This window comes from Salmonella sp. 32020114201800008SM (assembly GCF_017572025.1).
GTDB lineage: Bacteria > Pseudomonadota > Gammaproteobacteria > Enterobacterales > Enterobacteriaceae > Salmonella > Salmonella enterica.
The window spans coordinates 266,637-282,992 of record NZ_JAGEQM010000002.1 but is presented as its reverse complement, the minus strand read 5'-3'; the positions used below and the strand labels follow the sequence as shown (position 1 = coordinate 282,992).

Below are 16,356 nucleotides of genomic sequence, written 5' to 3'. Positions count from 1 at the left end.
ATATATGAAAAATGCGACGTTCTATCTTCTGGATAATGACACCACCGTCAACGGTTTAAGCGCCGTTGAACAACTGGTGTGTGAAATTGCCGCAGAACGTTGGCGCGCGGGCAAGCGCGTGCTGATCGCCTGCGAAGATGAGAAGCAGGCCATTCGGCTGGATGAAGCGCTGTGGGCAAGACCGGCGGAAAGTTTTGTCCCGCACAATCTGGCAGGCGAAGGCCCACGCGGCGGCGCGCCGGTTGAAATCGCCTGGCCGCAAAAACGCAACAGCAGCCCGCGCGATATTTTAATCAGCCTGCGTACAAGCTTTGCAGATTTTGCCACCGCTTTCACAGAAGTGGTAGACTTCGTCCCTTACGAAGAAACTTTGAAACAACTGGCGCGCGAACGCTACAAAGCCTACCGCGTGGCTGGTTTTAACCTGAATACGGCAACCTGGAAATAATGGAAAAGACATATAACCCCCAAGATATCGAACAGCCGCTTTACGAGCACTGGGAAAAGCAGGGCTATTTCAAGCCTAACGGCGACGAAAGCAAAGAGTCCTTCTGCATCATGATCCCGCCGCCGAACGTCACCGGCAGTTTGCATATGGGACATGCTTTCCAGCAAACCATCATGGATACCATGATCCGTTACCAGCGTATGCAGGGTAAAAACACCCTGTGGCAGGTCGGCACCGATCACGCCGGGATCGCCACCCAGATGGTGGTTGAGCGTAAGATTGCCGCTGAAGAAGGTAAAACCCGTCACGACTACGGCCGCGATGCGTTTATCGACAAAATCTGGCAATGGAAAGCGGAATCCGGCGGCACCATTACCCGTCAGATGCGCCGTCTCGGCAACTCCGTTGACTGGGAGCGCGAGCGCTTCACCATGGACGAAGGTCTTTCCAATGCCGTGAAAGAAGTCTTTGTCCGCCTGTACAAAGAAGACCTGATTTACCGCGGCAAACGCCTGGTGAACTGGGACCCGAAGCTGCGCACCGCCATCTCTGACCTGGAAGTGGAAAATCGCGAGTCCAAAGGCTCCATGTGGCACATCCGCTATCCGCTGGCCGACGGCGCGAAAACCGCAGACGGTAAAGATTACCTGGTCGTCGCCACCACCCGTCCGGAAACCGTACTGGGCGATACTGGCGTGGCCGTGAACCCGGAAGATCCGCGTTATAAAGATCTGATTGGCAAATTCGTTATTCTGCCGCTGGTTAACCGCCGCATTCCAATCGTTGGCGACGAACATGCCGATATGGAAAAAGGCACTGGCTGCGTGAAGATCACCCCGGCGCACGACTTTAACGACTATGAGGTCGGGAAACGTCATGCCCTGCCGATGATCAACATCCTGACCTTTGACGGCGACATCCGCGAAAGCGCGGAAGTGTTCGATACCAAAGGTGAAGAGTCTGACGTTTATTCCAGCGAGATTCCGGCTGAGTTCCAGAAGCTGGAACGCTTTGCTGCCCGTAAAGCAGTCGTTGCTGCCGTTGACGCGCTGGGCCTGCTGGAAGAAATTAAACCGCACGATCTGACTGTCCCTTACGGCGACCGTGGCGGCGTGGTTATCGAACCGATGCTGACCGACCAGTGGTACGTCCGTGCAGACGTGCTGGCGAAACCGGCGGTGGAAGCGGTTGAAAACGGCGACATTCAGTTCGTGCCGAAGCAGTACGAAAACATGTACTTCTCCTGGATGCGCGATATTCAGGACTGGTGTATCTCTCGTCAGCTGTGGTGGGGTCACCGTATCCCGGCATGGTATGACAACGACGGCAACGTCTACGTTGGCCGTACCGAAGACGAAGTGCGTCAGGAAAATAACCTCGGCGCCGACATTCAGCTTCGTCAGGACGAAGACGTTCTCGATACCTGGTTCTCCTCCGCGCTGTGGACTTTCTCTACCCTCGGCTGGCCGGAAAACACCGACGCCCTGCGTCAGTTCCACCCGACCAGCGTGATGGTTTCCGGCTTCGACATCATCTTCTTCTGGATTGCCCGCATGATCATGATGACCATGCACTTCATCAAAGATGAAAACGGCAAGCCGCAGGTGCCGTTCCATACCGTCTACATGACCGGTCTGATTCGCGACGACGAAGGCCAGAAGATGTCCAAATCCAAGGGTAACGTTATCGACCCGCTGGATATGGTCGACGGCATCTCCCTGCCGGAACTGCTGGAAAAACGCACCGGCAATATGATGCAGCCGCAGATGGCGGAGAAAATTCGCAAGCGTACCGAGAAGCAGTTCCCGAACGGCATTGAGCCGCACGGCACCGACGCCCTGCGCTTTACCCTGGCGGCGCTGGCTTCTACCGGTCGCGACATCAACTGGGATATGAAGCGTCTGGAAGGTTACCGTAACTTCTGTAACAAGCTGTGGAACGCCAGCCGCTTTGTGCTGATGAACACCGAAGAGCAGGATTGCGGCTTCAACGGCGGCGAAATGACTCTGTCGCTGGCGGACCGCTGGATCCTGGCGGAATTCAACCAGACCGTTAAAGCCTACCGCGAAGCACTGGATAGCTTCCGCTTCGATATCGCCGCAGGCATCCTGTACGAGTTCACCTGGAACCAGTTCTGCGACTGGTATCTGGAGCTGACCAAGCCGGTAATGAACGGTGGCACCGAAGCCGAACTGCGCGGCACCCGCCATACGCTGGTCACCGTACTGGAAGGTCTGCTGCGCCTGGCGCACCCGATCATTCCGTTCATCACCGAAACCATCTGGCAGCGCGTGAAGGTTATCTGTGGCATTACCGCCGATACCATTATGCTGCAGCCGTTCCCGGAATATAACGCCGCACAGGTGGATGAAGCCGCGCTGGCCGATACCGAGTGGCTGAAGCAGGCGATCGTCGCGGTACGTAACATTCGTGCGGAAATGAACATCGCCCCGGGCAAACCGCTGGAACTGCTGCTGCGCGGCTGTAGTGAAGAAGCCGTTCGTCGTGTTAACGACAACCGTAGCTTCCTGCAAACCCTGGCGCGTCTGGAAAGCATCACCGTGCTGCCAGCCGATGACAAAGGCCCGGTTTCCGTGACCAAAATCATCGACGGCGCTGAACTGCTGATCCCGATGGCTGGCCTCATCAACAAAGACGATGAGCTGGCGCGTCTGGCGAAAGAAGTGGCAAAAATCGAAGGTGAGATTGCCCGTATCGAAGGCAAGCTGTCCAACGAAGGTTTCGTTGCTCGCGCGCCGGAAGCGGTCATTGCCAAAGAGCGTGAGAAGCTGGAAGGCTATGCAGAAGCAAAAGCGAAGCTGATTGAGCAGCAGGCGGTTATTAGCGCGCTGTAATCTGAAAGCCTGATGGCGCTTCGCTTACCAGGCCTACACGTTCGCTTATTGACATGGCGCGATCGGTAGGCCGGATAAGGCATTCACGCCGCCATCCGACAACATGAATTATGGGCCGACGTAAACGTCGGCCTTTTTACATCAGATAAACGGGAAGTAAGGCATGATGCCACGAGAAATCCACATTAGCAGGCTGTTTTCCAGCGGCTTCTCATCATTGGTTAACTCAAGCGAATCCAGATCGCCCTGGACCTGTGTATTCTGCGCCAGCCAGCTCACCAGCCAAATTTTCAACCACGGATAAGCCAGCCCTAAGGTCACGCCGGAAATCACAAACACCACCAGTAACCGCCACAGCATACCGTGTGCAGTGACAGAGGAATGAAAACGAATCGAATCGTTCGCCAGTGACAAATTGTTTAAAAACAGGTTGCGTAACGCCACATATAAGTAACTGGTTACCACAATAATCGCGAGAAAATAGAGGAAATAACATGCCATTATCTGGCCATAATATTGCAGAATAAGCGCCCCTCCTGCCTGCGCATTCCCCATCATACTCAAAAGAATCATGTCGGTGAACACCGGCGCGATTAGATAACCAATCACGACAGCAAAAGGGAAAAGGGTCAACATTGCCAACACGCACCCTCTGATGCACGTTTTAACATTAACCTGAATCGAGAAACGATGAATGCCAAAGTTTGCGCCATTGCCAAACAAGGTCATCCATTTGCTGTAGGTAATACCGTTAATGACCCCTATCCCAATAATAGCCAGCAAACCGAGAAAAACGATATTGAACACTAAACCGCCGACGGCGATGGTTACCAGTGAGATAATATAAAGAACAATATAAAGCGCCACCATCAGGAGTACCGGGAGAGCGAACATGTACCACCAGGCGCGCCGCATGGAACACTGGAATCCAAAATGTACGCCATTAAGCGAAGTCATCATCGCCTGATACTGTAATCCTTTCACCGCCATAAAAGGAATAATCGCAATTAATAAGCCGAATAGCGTAAAACCGAGACCGGGATGACCGTGTTCAATAAGAGAGAGGCTAACAATATAAATAATAAAAACTAACAACACACTAATAAATAATGCGCCGCCCGTGGCTTTGTAAGCAAAAGGCTGATTGTTTAGCGTCATATTAGTATAAATATAACGTCGACATTTCACCATCGCCCACGGCGCATAGATTCCAAACGTGATACACGTCAACAAGAAATTCACAAGGCAAATAACAAAATACTTTCCGCCCTTGCCTGTAAACACCAACGTGTGATTATGGTTATCTTTACTACTGATAACGTTATTCATGAATCATATCCCTGAATTACAATCTATTAGAATTAATAATAAAAACCAGTAAATTGTTACTGATTTGACTACGATACTATTTTTGTTTAATTTTTCCGCCTTTTATTTTGTCTGATTCAGGATCTCCTTGCGCGTGACTCAAGACGGTGGTATTAAAGTAATCTATAAATAAATTTTAAAAATTGAGCCATATTATGAATAATGTCGCCTCGCCAACGCTCACGGTGCGCCGAATCACTACCGCCGACAATGCCGCTATTGCCCGTGTCATCCGTCAGGTTTCAGCGGAATACGGACTTACCGCCGATAAAGGTTATACCGTTGCCGACCCCAATCTGGATGAACTGTATCAGGTTTATAGCCAACCGGGCGCGGCCTACTGGGTGGTAGAGCAAAACGGTTGTGTGGTGGGCGGCGGCGGCGTGGCGCCGTTATCCTGTAGCGAACCAGACATTTGTGAACTGCAAAAAATGTATTTTTTACCGGTGATTCGTGGTCAGGGGCTGGCGAAAAAGCTGGCGCTGATGGCTCTGGATCATGCCCGTGAACAGGGTTTTAAACGCTGCTATCTGGAAACAACGGCTTTTTTACGCGAGGCGATTGCGCTATACGAACGTTTAGGATTTGAACATATTAGCGAACCGCTCGGCTGCACCGGACATGTCGATTGCGAAGTGAGGATGTTAAAGGATCTCTGAAAACCAGGCGTTTATTTATCCTCGCCAGGTATTATTTTTGCTGATATAAGTAATCCCGGAAACATCCTGTTATCCGGGAATCACTTATTATTCAAGGAAGTTATAAATGAAACGCCTATTATCAGCAATTGTTTTCCCCGCTATGTTTATTAGTATCTCTAATGTATATGCATTAGATATACAGCCCGGCGAATGGAAAATGGAAAATATAGAAATGCGCACCATCAATCCAGATACAAAAGAAGTATTAATGGATGAAAAAAATTCGGGCATAGCGACGCTTATGTGTTATACCCCTAAAATGTCTGAAGATTCTAAAAAAATGGTGAAGGGTTTTTCTACCAGTGCAGGCGGTTGCACGACAACATTTGTAGAAAGTACGGATACCAAACTGATCAATGAGACTGTCTGTAATAATCCTGATGTCAAATCGCACTCTATTGTAGAAACGACGAAAATAAGCGATACAGAATTTGCGATGACCATGAAATCGGATGTCGATGCAGGAGGTAATAAAACAACCTCCATCAACAAAATTAAACAAACCTTTGTTGGCAAGACCTGCTCTGAAGCGTCAAAAGGCGTGAAACAGTAAGTATTTCAACACAAGAACCCGTAGTGATGATGCAAAAATGGCATTGTTCACGGTCACCTTTCGGGAATATAACACTGAGTGAGTTCTTTTTGCCTGCCGCAGGGCAGGCTTTACTCAGGACAGAATATCATGAAAATGACTTTTTCTGCTCGCCAGCAGTTTGATGTCGGGCGGATGACCACGCAGGTGGCGACAGCGTAAAAGATAAAAACGCTAATCTTTAATTTTACCCTTTATCCGGCGGCTGGCACGCCGCTATGAAAACGAAACTCGCGGTCTGGCGACAAGATAAGGTCAGCTTCTACCTCGCCAAAATAGCGCACGCGCGCAGAAATGTCCTCGGCGGAAATCTGCTGCGCCAGCGCCAGGTAATCCTGATAATGCCGTGCTTCGGAGCGCAGAAGCGAGAGATAAAACGTCTGTAAATCCTCATCCAGCCAGGGCGCCAGAGCGGCAAAACGTTCGCAGGAGCGGGCTTCGATATACGCCCCGCAAATCAGCTTATCAATTAAGGTGAGCGGTTCGTGCGTGCGTACCGCTTTCAACATTCCTTTCGCGTAGCGGCTGGCGGTGATTTTCACATAAGGAATGTTTCTGGCCTGCATGACCTCGCGTACCTGCCAAAAATGGTGCAACTCCTCTTTAATCAATAACACCATACGGTCGATAAGCTGACGTCCCCAGGGGTCATCAGTTTGCGGCATGGCGCTTTTGCTAATCTGTTTATGCAGGGCAACAAAATCCGGCTCCGGCCCCTGACGAAACGCGAACGCCTCGTAAGGTTGCAGCCAGGAGAGCAGCGCGTCGGCGCCCGATTTATCGGCGACATATTTACGCACCAACAGCAACGCGGTTTGCGCAGCCTTCAGTTCGCAGATCAGGTGATCGGTAAGCAGAAGAGGAAGATTTTGCGGATCGCGGGCCTGGACAATCCACGCCTGCGGCGTCGGGCAATGCAGGAAATTAAGCACCGGAGAGAGTATTTGCGGGTAATTCATACGTAACCTGTTAAAAAAATACGACAGCAGACGCTGCCGTACCGTCATACTATGCAGCTTTAGTGACGCACGCCGTCGTCATCTTCATCGACATAATCGTCGTCATCACCCTCTTCGCCATTAGGGTCTTCGAAATAGGTTCCCCAGCCGTCGTATTCAACATCATATTTTTCCGCCAGGTTCATCAGTTGCTCAACCTGAGCGTCGATGAGTTCGGCGTTCAACGCGCACTCGCTGAGGATGTCGCAACAAATAACCGTATCGCCCTCTTCCACTTCCAGCTCTTCCGGCTCCGTCACTTCATAGCCGAGTTTAAAGGCTTCTACCGCGGCTTTTTCCAACGTTTCGAAATCGTCAGCGGAAAGGTGATGCTCGATAGTGTACAGCGCATCCGGATCGCTGCCGTCCTCAAGTAACTCTTCAATAATTAAGCGCGTTTCTTCACGCTGCTCTTCCAGTAATTCCGGGTTTGCCATAGCTCGTTCCTCATAGATGTCCTGCCGATACTCTTATTGTCACATACCGCCGACGTTGCCTCCACCTTATCGAGAAAAGTTTTATCAAACAGAGTTGCAAATGAATAATCATCCATATAAAGTGAATTTTAATTCAATTAGAGGCCTAAGCCATGTGAGGGAAGTATGTCTACGTTTTACCAAAAACCTTTTTTAAAGTTACTTGATTTCACCGCCAGCGAGCTCACTGCTCTGTTGCAGCTTGCCGCCAAACTGAAAGCCGATAAGAAAAACGGTAAAGAAGAACAAAAGCTGGTGGGTAAGAATATTGCGCTCATCTTCGAAAAAGACTCGACCCGGACACGATGCTCTTTCGAAGTTGCCGCATACGATCAGGGGGCGCGCGTGACGTACCTGGGTTCCAGCGGGAGCCAGATCGGCCATAAAGAGTCCATCAAAGATACTGCCCGCGTCCTGGGCCGGATGTTTGACGGTATTCAGTATCGAGGATATGGCCAGGAGATCGTCGAAACGCTGGCTGAATATTCCGGTGTGCCGGTATGGAACGGTTTAACCGATGAGTATCACCCAACGCAATTACTGGCGGATCTGCTCACCATGCAGGAACATCTGCCGGGTAAAGCCTTTAACGAGATGACGTTGGTCTATGCCGGCGACGCGCGTAATAACATGGGTAACTCCATGCTGGAAGCCGCCGCGTTAACAGGATTGGATCTCCGTCTGGTCGCGCCAAAAGCCTGCTGGCCGCAAGCCGCGTTAGTGGCGGAGTGCAGCGCCATGGCGAAAAAGAACGGCGGCGCCATCACCCTGACCGAAGATATCGCCTCGGGCGTAAAAGGCGCGGATTTTATCTATACCGATGTTTGGGTCTCTATGGGCGAACCCAAAGAGAAATGGGCGGAGCGTATTGCCCTGCTGCGTGATTATCAGGTCAACAGCCAGATGATGGCCTTAACCGGCAATCCGCAGGTTAAGTTCCTGCATTGTCTGCCTGCGTTCCATGATGACGAAACCACGCTCGGCAAAAAAATGGCCGAAGAGTACGGTTTACATGGCGGGATGGAAGTGACCGACGAGGTTTTTGAGTCTGCGGCCAGCATTGTCTTTGATGAAGCGGAAAACCGAATGCATACCATCAAAGCAGTAATGGTAGCGACGCTGTCTAAATAATGTCGTTATGATGCCGGATGGCGGTTGGCCTACAAGATCGCAACGTGCAGGCGCCGCCATCCGGCACAAAATATTACGCCATCAGCATTTTCACAACCGCTTTACGTACCCGCGCCGGTTCTCCCACCGCGCACAGGGGCTTATGCACTTCGCCGGGATAAAACACCACAAAGTCGCCTTCGTTCAGGACGACGGTTTTCTCGTCGACGCTCGTCGGTAAAAATGCAATGTCTTTATCCGCCAGCCAGTCCGTGTGCGGCGTTCCCGCAGGCCGGGTACTGAATGCCATCCCTTCCTGACCTTGTAGCACAATCTGAATATCAAGATAACGGGCGTGATACTCTGCGCTGCGCGATTCGCCCGGCTCCGTCATATTTTCAGAAATCATATAAAACAACCTGTCGCCGTCAATGTCATACTTACCTGGCGCGGTCGTTGCCGTGACATGCGCATTGACGTGCTCAATCGCCTGCCGTAACGCCGTCGGCAGCCTGGCCTCCAGATGTTCAATATTGCCAATAATCATCGCATCCCCTTAGTTAAAACAGCGTTTTATTTTTCTCTTTATACGAGAAAAATGGCTGCCATACTACCCTTACTCTCATCGATTTTGCGCCAGCGCATGTTTATCGCCAGCGGTGTTTATATATTGTTAATAGTTCACCCAACTTTATGCAGCACCTATGCATAAACCCCAGTGGCGCCAAATTGCCATCACTAACAACGCTTTGATATTAAAGGCGTTAACATAAAAACGTTTTAGCGATCACAATTCGCTCTCCCTGCATAAATGACTTCTATATCCATAGTTATTTTTAAATTATTTAAATATCCCCGATAATAAAATCCCCCTCACGCATAGTTATGCAACTCTTAAAAATAATCACTTTATTTTCAATAAGTTAAGATTTAAACATCATTCAATATAACAAACAAATAATTAACAATAAAAAATAACAAACCATATAGCTGCGTAGTAATTCATTTAACTCTTTATTGTTTTTACAATTTATCTGACCCGGCTCATATATTAAGTAAGAAAAATAGCACTCCTTAATTGATGTGAATCTCATCACATTAACAACCCAAATAAAATTCAATCATTGCTCCCGAATTTAACTGAAACGCCGCGACTGCAAGCACGCTAAATATTTGCAGCCACTCCTTCTTTATTCTTGAAATTATGTAAAAGGTATAATGATGGAAAAGCATTTTGTCGGTTCTGAAATCGGTCAATTACGCAGCGTAATGTTGCATCGTCCCAATCTCAGCCTAAAAAGACTTACCCCTTCAAATTGTCAGGAATTACTTTTTGACGATGTATTATCCGTAGAGCGCGCTGGCGAAGAGCATGACATTTTTGCCAACACGCTGCGCCAGCAAGGGATAGAAGTGTTGCTGTTAACCGACCTGCTCACCCAAACGCTGGATGTGGCTGACGCTAAAGCCTGGCTACTGGATACGCAAATTTCCGATTATCGCCTTGGGCCCACCTTTGCCGCAGATATTCGCGCCTGGCTGGCGGATATGCCGCACCGTGAACTGGCTCGCCATTTAAGCGGCGGTTTAACTTACGGCGAAATCCCCGCCTCCATAAAAAATATGGTGGTCGATACTCACGATATTAATGACTTTATTATGAAGCCATTACCGAATCACCTATTTACCCGTGACACGTCCTGCTGGATATATAACGGCGTCTCAATTAACCCCATGGCGAAACCTGCACGCCAACGTGAAACGAATAATTTACGTGCTATTTATCGCTGGCATCCTCAATTCGCAGGCGGTGATTTCATTAAATATTTCGGCGACGAGGACATTAATTACGACCATGCCACTTTAGAGGGCGGCGATGTGCTGGTGATTGGCCGCGGCGCGGTGTTGATCGGCATGTCTGAACGTACTACGCCGCAGGGTGTCGAGTTCCTGGCGCAGGCATTGTTTAAACATCGTCAGGCGGAACGCGTCATTGCCGTTGAACTGCCAAAACATCGCTCCTGTATGCACCTTGACACCGTCATGACCCACATTGATATCGACACCTTCTCCGTCTATCCGGAAGTCGTTCGCCCGGACGTTCAGTGCTGGACGCTGACGCCAGACGGACGCGGCGGTCTGAAACGAACCCAGGAGAGCACGCTGGTTCATGCTCTTGAAACAGCGCTTGGCATCGATCAGGTGCGCTTAATCACCACTGGCGGCGACGCATTTGAAGCTGAGCGCGAACAGTGGAATGACGCCAATAACGTGCTCACCCTGCGTCCAGGCGTGGTGGTGGGCTATGAGCGCAACATCTGGACCAACGAAAAATACGACAAAGCCGGCATTACCGTCCTTCCCATTCCCGGCGATGAACTGGGTCGCGGGCGCGGGGGCGCACGCTGCATGAGCTGTCCACTGGAACGCGATGGTATTTAAAGGAGACGTTATGGAAAACAAACGCACACTGGTCGTCGCGCTGGGCGGCAATGCGCTGCTCAAACGCGGCGAACCGCTGGAGGCTGATATTCAGCGTAAAAATATCGAACTGGCGGCCAGAACCATCGCCCAGCTTACGCGGCAATGGCGCGTGGTGTTAGTGCACGGCAACGGCCCACAGGTAGGACTGCTGGCGCTACAAAATAGCGCCTACGCTAACGTTACGCCCTACCCGCTCGATATTCTCGGTGCGGAAAGCCAGGGCATGATTGGCTACATGCTGCAACAGGCGCTGAAGAATCATCTGCCGGAGCGTGAAATCAGCGTCCTGCTCACCCAGGTCGAAGTCGATGCCAACGACCCGGCATTCCTCAATCCAACCAAATATATCGGCCCCATTTACGACGAAGCGCAGGCCCGTGCGTTACAGGCAGAAAAGGGCTGGGTATTCAAAGCCGACGGTAACGCCTTCCGCCGCGTTGTGCCCTCCCCGCAGCCGAAACGCATTGTGGAAAACGATGCCATCCGCGCGCTGATTAGCCGCGATCACCTGGTTATCTGTAACGGCGGCGGCGGCGTGCCGGTAGTGGAAAAAGCCGATGGCTACCACGGTATCGAGGCGGTGATCGACAAAGATCTGTCCGCCGCCCTGCTTGCCAGCCAAATTCACGCCGACGCGCTGCTCATTCTGACCGATGCCGACGCGGTGTATCTCGACTGGGGCAAACCCACCCAACGCCCGCTGGCGCAGGTTACGCCGGAGCTGCTTCGTGAAATGCAGTTCGACGCCGGTTCGATGGGCCCGAAAGTGACCGCCTGCGCTGAGTTTGTCAGCCATTGCCGCGGCATTGCCGGAATCGGCTCGCTGGCGGATGGGCAAGCCATTCTCGCGGGCGAGAAAGGTACTTTGATTCGGTGTGAAACCGCCGACGTTGACGCATAAGGCTTTTTACCGGATGGCGGCTTCCGCCTTATTCGGCCTACAGAGCGCGCATAACCGTGGGCCGGATAAGCGCAGCGCCATCAGGCAATTCATTTTAACAAGGATATTGTAATGGTTATTTCACTGAAAAATCGTAACTTTTTGAAGCTGCTTGACTACACCCCGGCGGAAATCCAACACCTCATCGATCTGGCTATTGAGCTGAAAGCCGCAAAAAAAGCCGGATGCGAAAAGCAAACACTGATCGGCAAAAACATCGCGCTGATTTTTGAAAAAACCTCTACCCGCACCCGATGCGCGTTTGAAGTCGCCGCGTTCGACCAGGGCGCGCAGGTGACTTATCTCGGCCCAAGCGGCTCGCAGATCGGCCATAAAGAGTCCATGAAAGATACTGCTCGCGTCCTGGGGCGGATGTATGACGGCATCGAATATCGCGGATTTGGTCAACACATTGTGGAAGAGCTGGGGGAATACGCGGGCGTTCCCGTCTGGAACGGCCTGACCGATGAATTTCACCCCACACAGATCCTGGCCGATCTGATGACCATGCTGGAACATGCGCCGGGCAAAACGCTGCCGGAACTGAGCTTCGCCTACCTGGGCGACGCGCGCAACAACATGGGCAACTCGCTGATGGTGGGCGCGGCGAAGATGGGCATGGATATCCGCCTGATAGCGCCAAAGTCCTTCTGGCCTGATGCCGCGCTGGTCGCGCAGTGCCGGGAAATCGCCAGCGTTACCGGCGCTCGTATCACCTTAACGGAGAGCGTTGAAGACGGCGTTCACGGTGTGGATTTCCTCTATACCGACGTCTGGGTCTCGATGGGAGAACCCAAAGAAGCCTGGGCGGAGCGCGTCAGTCTGATGACGCCATATCAGGTCAACCAGCAGGTGGTAAACGCTACCGGTAATCCTGATGTGAAGTTTATGCACTGCCTGCCCGCCTTCCATAACGAGCACACCAAAGTGGGACGCGAAATCGAAATGGCTTACGGCCTGAAAGGACTGGAGGTCACGGAAGAGGTGTTCGAGTCCGCAGGCTCGATAGTCTTCGATGAAGCGGAAAACCGGATGCACACCATCAAAGCAGTCATGGTGGCGACGCTCGGCGACTAATCCCACAGGATATGCGCCCTCGCGGCGCATATCCGTGATATCAGGAGAGAACATCATGGGTAAATTTAAATTTCCCACCGCTTATACCATCCTGTTTATTCTTATTGCCCTGGTCGCGGTGATGACCTGGATTGTGCCGGCGGGAAAATACCAAATGGCGATGAACGCCACGCTGGGAAAAGAGGTGCCGGTGGCGGGAACGTATGCCCCCGTGGACGCGCATCCGCAAGGGATTACCGCTGTTTTACTGGCGCCGATTGACGGCCTCTATAACCACGAAACCTACACCGCCGGCGCCATTGACGTCGCGCTGTTTGTCTTGATTATCGGCGGCTTTCTGGGGGTGGTGAATAAAACGGGGGCGATTGATGCCGGTATTGAACGGGTAACTATCAAACTCAACGGCAAAGATGAGTGGATGATCCCCATTCTGATGGCGCTGTTCGCCGCAGGCGGCACTATTTATGGCATGGCGGAGGAGTCGTTGCCCTTCTACACGCTGCTGGTACCGGTCATGATGGCGGCCCGCTTCGATCCGTTAGTGGCGGCGGCAACCGTACTGCTCGGCGCAGGGATAGGCACGCTCGGTTCGACCATTAACCCTTTCGCCACGGTCATTGCCGCCAACGCCGCCGGCATCCCTTTTACTCAGGGAATGCTGATGCGCGTACTGCTGTTAATTGTCGGCTACGTACTGTGCGTGTTTTGGGTAATGCGCTATGCGCGCAAAGTCCGCGCCCATCCTGAGCTTTCTATCGTGGCGGATAAAATGGAGGAAAATCGCGCTCATTTTCTCGGCAATCGCGCCAATACACTGCTGGAGTTTACGGCTACCCGGAAATGGGTGCTGCTGATCTTCGCCGCCTCTTTCGCGGTGATGATTTACGGCGTGGCGGTTCTCGGCTGGTGGATGGCGGAAATCTCCGGCGTCTTTCTGGCGGCGGCGATTATCGTTGGCGTGATAACGCGGATGGGTGAGGAAGCGTTTACCAGTACCTTTATCGACGGCGCGCGGGATTTGCTCGGCGTGGCGCTAATTATTGGTATCGCGCGCGGCATTGTGGTGGTCATGGATAACGGTATGATTACCCACACCATTTTGCACAGCGCGGAAAGTCTGGTTTCCGGCCTCTCTACCACTATTTTCATAAACGTAACCTACTGGCTGGAAGTATTGCTCTCCTTCCTGGTGCCCTCCTCTTCCGGTCTTGCCGTATTGACGATGCCCATTATGGCGCCGTTAGCGGATTTTGCCCACGTACAGCGGGATTTGGTCGTAACCGCCTACCAGTCGGCCTCCGGGATTGTGAACCTGGTTACTCCCACCTCCGCCGTGGTCATGGGCGGTCTGGCAATCGCGCGGGTTCCCTATGTCCGCTATCTGAAATGGGTCGCGCCGCTGTTGCTGATCCTGACATTGCTGAATATGGCGGTACTGAGCATCGGAGCGATGATGTAACGAGCCAGATGGCGACGCGTCTTATCCGACAGGACTGATAAGCACAGCGCCATCAGGCACGCCGTCACCTTTTTTGATCGGCTTCTCATTTTCCTGCAAAACCGCCCGATTGATCCGCAATCGATGTGACAAATGTGATGAATTTCGCCAGTCCGTTGATATTAATAATAAAGATAAGGTGCATTTATGAAGGAATACGATGATTACTCCGCCAAAGAACAACAGCAACTGGCGGTTTGTCAGCGCCTGATTAGTGAAAAAAGTTACCTGTCCCAGGAGGAGATTCGCCGCGATTTACAAAATGAGGGATTTGAAGGTATCAGCCAGTCTACGGTTTCGCGCCTGCTCAAGCTGCTGGGCGCAATAAAAATCAGAAATACGAAGGGACAAAAGATTTATTCCGTAAATCCCCAGCGGCGTCCTTCGCCGGATGCCGGACGTTCAATAGCTGAAATGGTCGTCAGCGTTGAACATAATAGCGAATTTATCCTTATCCATACGGCGGCAGGTTATGGTCGCGCCGTCGCGAGAATTCTGGATTACCACGCATTGCCGGAAATTCTCGGCGTCGTTGCCGGTAGCAGTATTGTCTGGGTCGCACCACGGGTCGTTCAGCGTACGGCGCTGGTACACAAACAAATTAATTATTTGCTTAAAATGAATTTAAATTCATAAGAACCGTTTGCGATGAGTAAATCATGCATTAATTCGCTTGATCCCCAAACAGAGCTGAGTATAATCGCGGACAATTTGCCGGGAGGAAGCATGGTTCAGTGTGTACGACATTCTGTCTTACCGCGTCTGAAAAAGGACGCAGGCCTGCCGTTTTTCTTTCCGTTGAAAACCAATACCAAGCCCCTCAATTGAGGGGCTTTTTTTTGCCCAGGCGTCAGGAGATAAACATGGCTAACCCGCTATATCAAAAACATATCATTTCCATAAACGACCTCAGCCGCGACGATCTTAATCTGGTACTGGCCACGGCGGCGAAATTAAAAGCCAACCCGCAGCCGGAGCTTTTGAAACATAAAGTGATCGCCAGCTGCTTTTTCGAAGCCTCCACGCGTACCCGCCTGTCGTTTGAAACTTCAATGCATCGCCTGGGCGCCAGCGTAGTGGGCTTCTCCGACAGCGCCAACACGTCGCTGGGGAAAAAAGGAGAAACGTTAGCCGACACGATCTCAGTGATTAGCACTTACGTGGACGCGATTGTGATGCGCCATCCGCAAGAAGGCGCGGCACGTCTGGCGACGGAGTTTTCCGGTCAGGTGCCGGTGCTCAATGCGGGCGACGGTTCGAATCAGCATCCGACGCAAACCCTGTTGGATCTGTTCACCATCCAGGAAACGCAGGGCCGTCTGGATAACCTGCATATCGCGATGGTCGGCGATCTGAAATATGGCCGCACCGTGCATTCGCTAACCCAGGCGCTGGCGAAATTTAGCGGCAACCGTTTTTATTTTATCGCGCCGGACGCGCTGGCGATGCCGCAGTACATTCTGGATATGCTTGATGAAAAAGGGATGGCCTGGAGCCTGCATGGTTCTATTGAAGAGGTCATGGCCGACGTCGACATCCTCTATATGACTCGCGTACAGAAAGAGCGTCTCGACCCGTCGGAGTACGCCAATGTGAAGGCGCAGTTTGTTCTGCGCGCCAGCGACCTGAACGGCGCGCGTGAAAATATGAAAGTGCTGCACCCGCTGCCGCGGATTGATGAAATCACCACGGATGTGGATAAAACGCCACACGCCTGGTACTTCCAACAGGCGGGCAACGGTATTTTCGCTCGCCAGGCGTTACTGGCGTTAGTACTGAATAGCGAACTGAGTCTGTAAGGGAGAAAAA

At 51.7% G+C, this 16,356-nt stretch carries 16 protein-coding genes and 1 pseudogene; 12 read left to right on the top strand and 5 right to left on the bottom strand.

The features are described 5' to 3' along the window. The first annotated feature begins 4 nt into the window (after positions 1-4). Both holC and J4613_RS07370 read left to right on the top strand, forming a co-directional pair. A complete protein-coding gene (gene holC / locus J4613_RS07375; protein ID WP_001523689.1) occupies positions 5-448 on the top strand; it encodes a DNA polymerase III subunit chi in 444 nt (147 codons plus the stop codon). Further along, positions 448-3,303: a valine--tRNA ligase gene (locus J4613_RS07370; RefSeq protein WP_111742502.1), complete on the top strand. Its 2,856-nt coding sequence runs from the start codon at positions 448-450 to the stop codon at positions 3,301-3,303. The genes holC and J4613_RS07370 overlap by 1 nt, the downstream gene beginning before the upstream one ends. 141 nt (positions 3,304-3,444) lie before the next feature. Here J4613_RS07370 and J4613_RS07365 read toward each other — a convergent pair whose 3' ends face one another. After that, complete coding sequence (locus J4613_RS07365; protein ID WP_001534452.1) at positions 3,445-4,632, bottom strand: YjgN family protein; 1,188 nt, start codon at positions 4,630-4,632, stop codon at positions 3,445-3,447. 194 nt (positions 4,633-4,826) lie between these two features. Here J4613_RS07365 and J4613_RS07360 point away from each other — a divergent pair, with 194 nt between their 5' ends. Both J4613_RS07360 and J4613_RS07355 read left to right on the top strand, forming a co-directional pair. Then, entirely contained in the window at positions 4,827-5,330 is a 504-nt protein-coding gene (locus J4613_RS07360; RefSeq protein ID WP_001519079.1) for a GNAT family N-acetyltransferase, read from the top strand. Positions 5,331-5,436: 106 nt separating this feature from the next. Continuing rightward, entirely contained in the window at positions 5,437-5,925 is a 489-nt protein-coding gene (locus J4613_RS07355; RefSeq protein ID WP_000826193.1) for a DUF3617 domain-containing protein, read from the top strand. A gap of 233 nt (positions 5,926-6,158) precedes the next feature. Here J4613_RS07355 and miaE read toward each other — a convergent pair whose 3' ends face one another. Beyond that, a complete protein-coding gene (miaE, locus tag J4613_RS07350) occupies positions 6,159-6,971 on the bottom strand; it encodes a tRNA isopentenyl-2-thiomethyl-A-37 hydroxylase MiaE (RefSeq protein WP_000218459.1) in 813 nt (270 codons plus the stop codon). 11 nt (positions 6,972-6,982) lie between these two features. After that, the gene (gene rraB, locus J4613_RS07345; protein ID WP_000002940.1) at positions 6,983-7,399 is read right to left on the bottom strand and encodes a ribonuclease E inhibitor RraB; all 417 of its coding nucleotides are present in this window, start codon (positions 7,397-7,399) and stop codon (positions 6,983-6,985) included. 165 nt (positions 7,400-7,564) lie between these two features. Here rraB and argF (J4613_RS07340) point away from each other — a divergent pair, with 165 nt between their 5' ends. Next, entirely contained in the window at positions 7,565-8,569 is a 1,005-nt protein-coding gene (gene argF, locus J4613_RS07340; protein WP_000103041.1) for an ornithine carbamoyltransferase, read from the top strand. A 73-nt stretch (positions 8,570-8,642) separates the two neighbouring features. Here argF (J4613_RS07340) and J4613_RS07335 read toward each other — a convergent pair whose 3' ends face one another. Then, positions 8,643-9,095: a YhcH/YjgK/YiaL family protein gene (locus J4613_RS07335; protein ID WP_001748759.1), complete on the bottom strand. Its 453-nt coding sequence runs from the start codon at positions 9,093-9,095 to the stop codon at positions 8,643-8,645. A 674-nt stretch (positions 9,096-9,769) separates the two neighbouring features. On the opposite strand from J4613_RS07335, the gene arcA reads away from it, so the two are divergent. The 5 genes from arcA to J4613_RS07310 all read left to right on the top strand — a co-directional run bounded on the left by arcA (position 9,770) and on the right by J4613_RS07310 (position 15,183). Continuing rightward, positions 9,770-10,990 carry an arginine deiminase gene (gene arcA, locus J4613_RS07330; protein ID WP_000410846.1) on the top strand — a complete coding sequence of 407 codons (1,221 nt, stop codon included), beginning with the start codon at positions 9,770-9,772 and terminating at the stop codon, positions 10,988-10,990. A 10-nt stretch (positions 10,991-11,000) separates the two neighbouring features. After that, a complete protein-coding gene (arcC, locus tag J4613_RS07325) occupies positions 11,001-11,933 on the top strand; it encodes a carbamate kinase (protein ID WP_000428751.1) in 933 nt (310 codons plus the stop codon). Between the two features lie 111 nt (positions 11,934-12,044). Beyond that, positions 12,045-13,049 carry an ornithine carbamoyltransferase gene (argF, locus tag J4613_RS07320; protein WP_000237031.1) on the top strand — a complete coding sequence of 335 codons (1,005 nt, stop codon included), beginning with the start codon at positions 12,045-12,047 and terminating at the stop codon, positions 13,047-13,049. Positions 13,050-13,104: 55 nt separating this feature from the next. Further along, positions 13,105-14,508, top strand: coding sequence for a YfcC family protein (locus J4613_RS07315; protein ID WP_000514424.1), 1,404 nt, complete (start codon positions 13,105-13,107; stop codon positions 14,506-14,508). 186 nt (positions 14,509-14,694) lie between these two features. Next, the gene (locus J4613_RS07310; RefSeq protein ID WP_000666051.1) at positions 14,695-15,183 is read left to right on the top strand and encodes an arginine repressor; all 489 of its coding nucleotides are present in this window, start codon (positions 14,695-14,697) and stop codon (positions 15,181-15,183) included. On the opposite strand, the pseudogene J4613_RS07305 reads toward J4613_RS07310, so the two are convergent. Further along, positions 15,153-15,294 (bottom strand): annotated as a pseudogene (locus J4613_RS07305) (hypothetical protein). The gene J4613_RS07310 and the pseudogene J4613_RS07305 sit on opposite strands and share 31 nt — an antisense overlap. On the opposite strand from J4613_RS07305, the gene pyrL reads away from it, so the two are divergent. Beyond that, positions 15,274-15,375, top strand: a complete 102-nt coding sequence (gene pyrL, locus J4613_RS07300) for a pyr operon leader peptide (protein WP_000249504.1) — start codon at positions 15,274-15,276, stop codon at positions 15,373-15,375. The pseudogene J4613_RS07305 and the gene pyrL sit on opposite strands and share 21 nt — an antisense overlap. A gap of 35 nt (positions 15,376-15,410) precedes the next feature. After that, positions 15,411-16,346, top strand: a complete 936-nt coding sequence (gene pyrB, locus J4613_RS07295; protein ID WP_000013055.1) for an aspartate carbamoyltransferase — start codon at positions 15,411-15,413, stop codon at positions 16,344-16,346. The last annotated feature ends 10 nt before the right edge of the window (positions 16,347-16,356 follow it).

Excerpts from the sequence above, each read along its gene's own strand:
- holC (WP_001523689.1), top strand. The coding sequence starts at position 5 with ATGAAAAATGCGACGTTCTATCTTCTGGATAATGACACCACCGTCAAC.
- J4613_RS07370 (WP_111742502.1), top strand. The coding sequence starts at position 448 with ATGGAAAAGACATATAACCCCCAAGATATCGAACAGCCGCTTTACGAG.
- J4613_RS07365 (WP_001534452.1), bottom strand. The coding sequence starts at position 4,632 with ATGAATAACGTTATCAGTAGTAAAGATAACCATAATCACACGTTGGTG.
- J4613_RS07360 (WP_001519079.1), top strand. The coding sequence starts at position 4,827 with ATGAATAATGTCGCCTCGCCAACGCTCACGGTGCGCCGAATCACTACC.
- J4613_RS07355 (WP_000826193.1), top strand. The coding sequence starts at position 5,437 with ATGAAACGCCTATTATCAGCAATTGTTTTCCCCGCTATGTTTATTAGT.
- miaE (WP_000218459.1), bottom strand. The coding sequence starts at position 6,971 with ATGACGGTACGGCAGCGTCTGCTGTCGTATTTTTTTAACAGGTTACGT.
- rraB (WP_000002940.1), bottom strand. The coding sequence starts at position 7,399 with ATGGCAAACCCGGAATTACTGGAAGAGCAGCGTGAAGAAACGCGCTTA.
- argF (WP_000103041.1), top strand. The coding sequence starts at position 7,565 with ATGTCTACGTTTTACCAAAAACCTTTTTTAAAGTTACTTGATTTCACC.
- J4613_RS07335 (WP_001748759.1), bottom strand. The coding sequence starts at position 9,095 with ATGATTATTGGCAATATTGAACATCTGGAGGCCAGGCTGCCGACGGCG.
- arcA (WP_000410846.1), top strand. The coding sequence starts at position 9,770 with ATGGAAAAGCATTTTGTCGGTTCTGAAATCGGTCAATTACGCAGCGTA.
- arcC (WP_000428751.1), top strand. The coding sequence starts at position 11,001 with ATGGAAAACAAACGCACACTGGTCGTCGCGCTGGGCGGCAATGCGCTG.
- argF (WP_000237031.1), top strand. The coding sequence starts at position 12,045 with ATGGTTATTTCACTGAAAAATCGTAACTTTTTGAAGCTGCTTGACTAC.
- J4613_RS07315 (WP_000514424.1), top strand. The coding sequence starts at position 13,105 with ATGGGTAAATTTAAATTTCCCACCGCTTATACCATCCTGTTTATTCTT.
- J4613_RS07310 (WP_000666051.1), top strand. The coding sequence starts at position 14,695 with ATGAAGGAATACGATGATTACTCCGCCAAAGAACAACAGCAACTGGCG.
- pyrL (WP_000249504.1), top strand. The coding sequence starts at position 15,274 with ATGGTTCAGTGTGTACGACATTCTGTCTTACCGCGTCTGAAAAAGGAC.
- pyrB (WP_000013055.1), top strand. The coding sequence starts at position 15,411 with ATGGCTAACCCGCTATATCAAAAACATATCATTTCCATAAACGACCTC.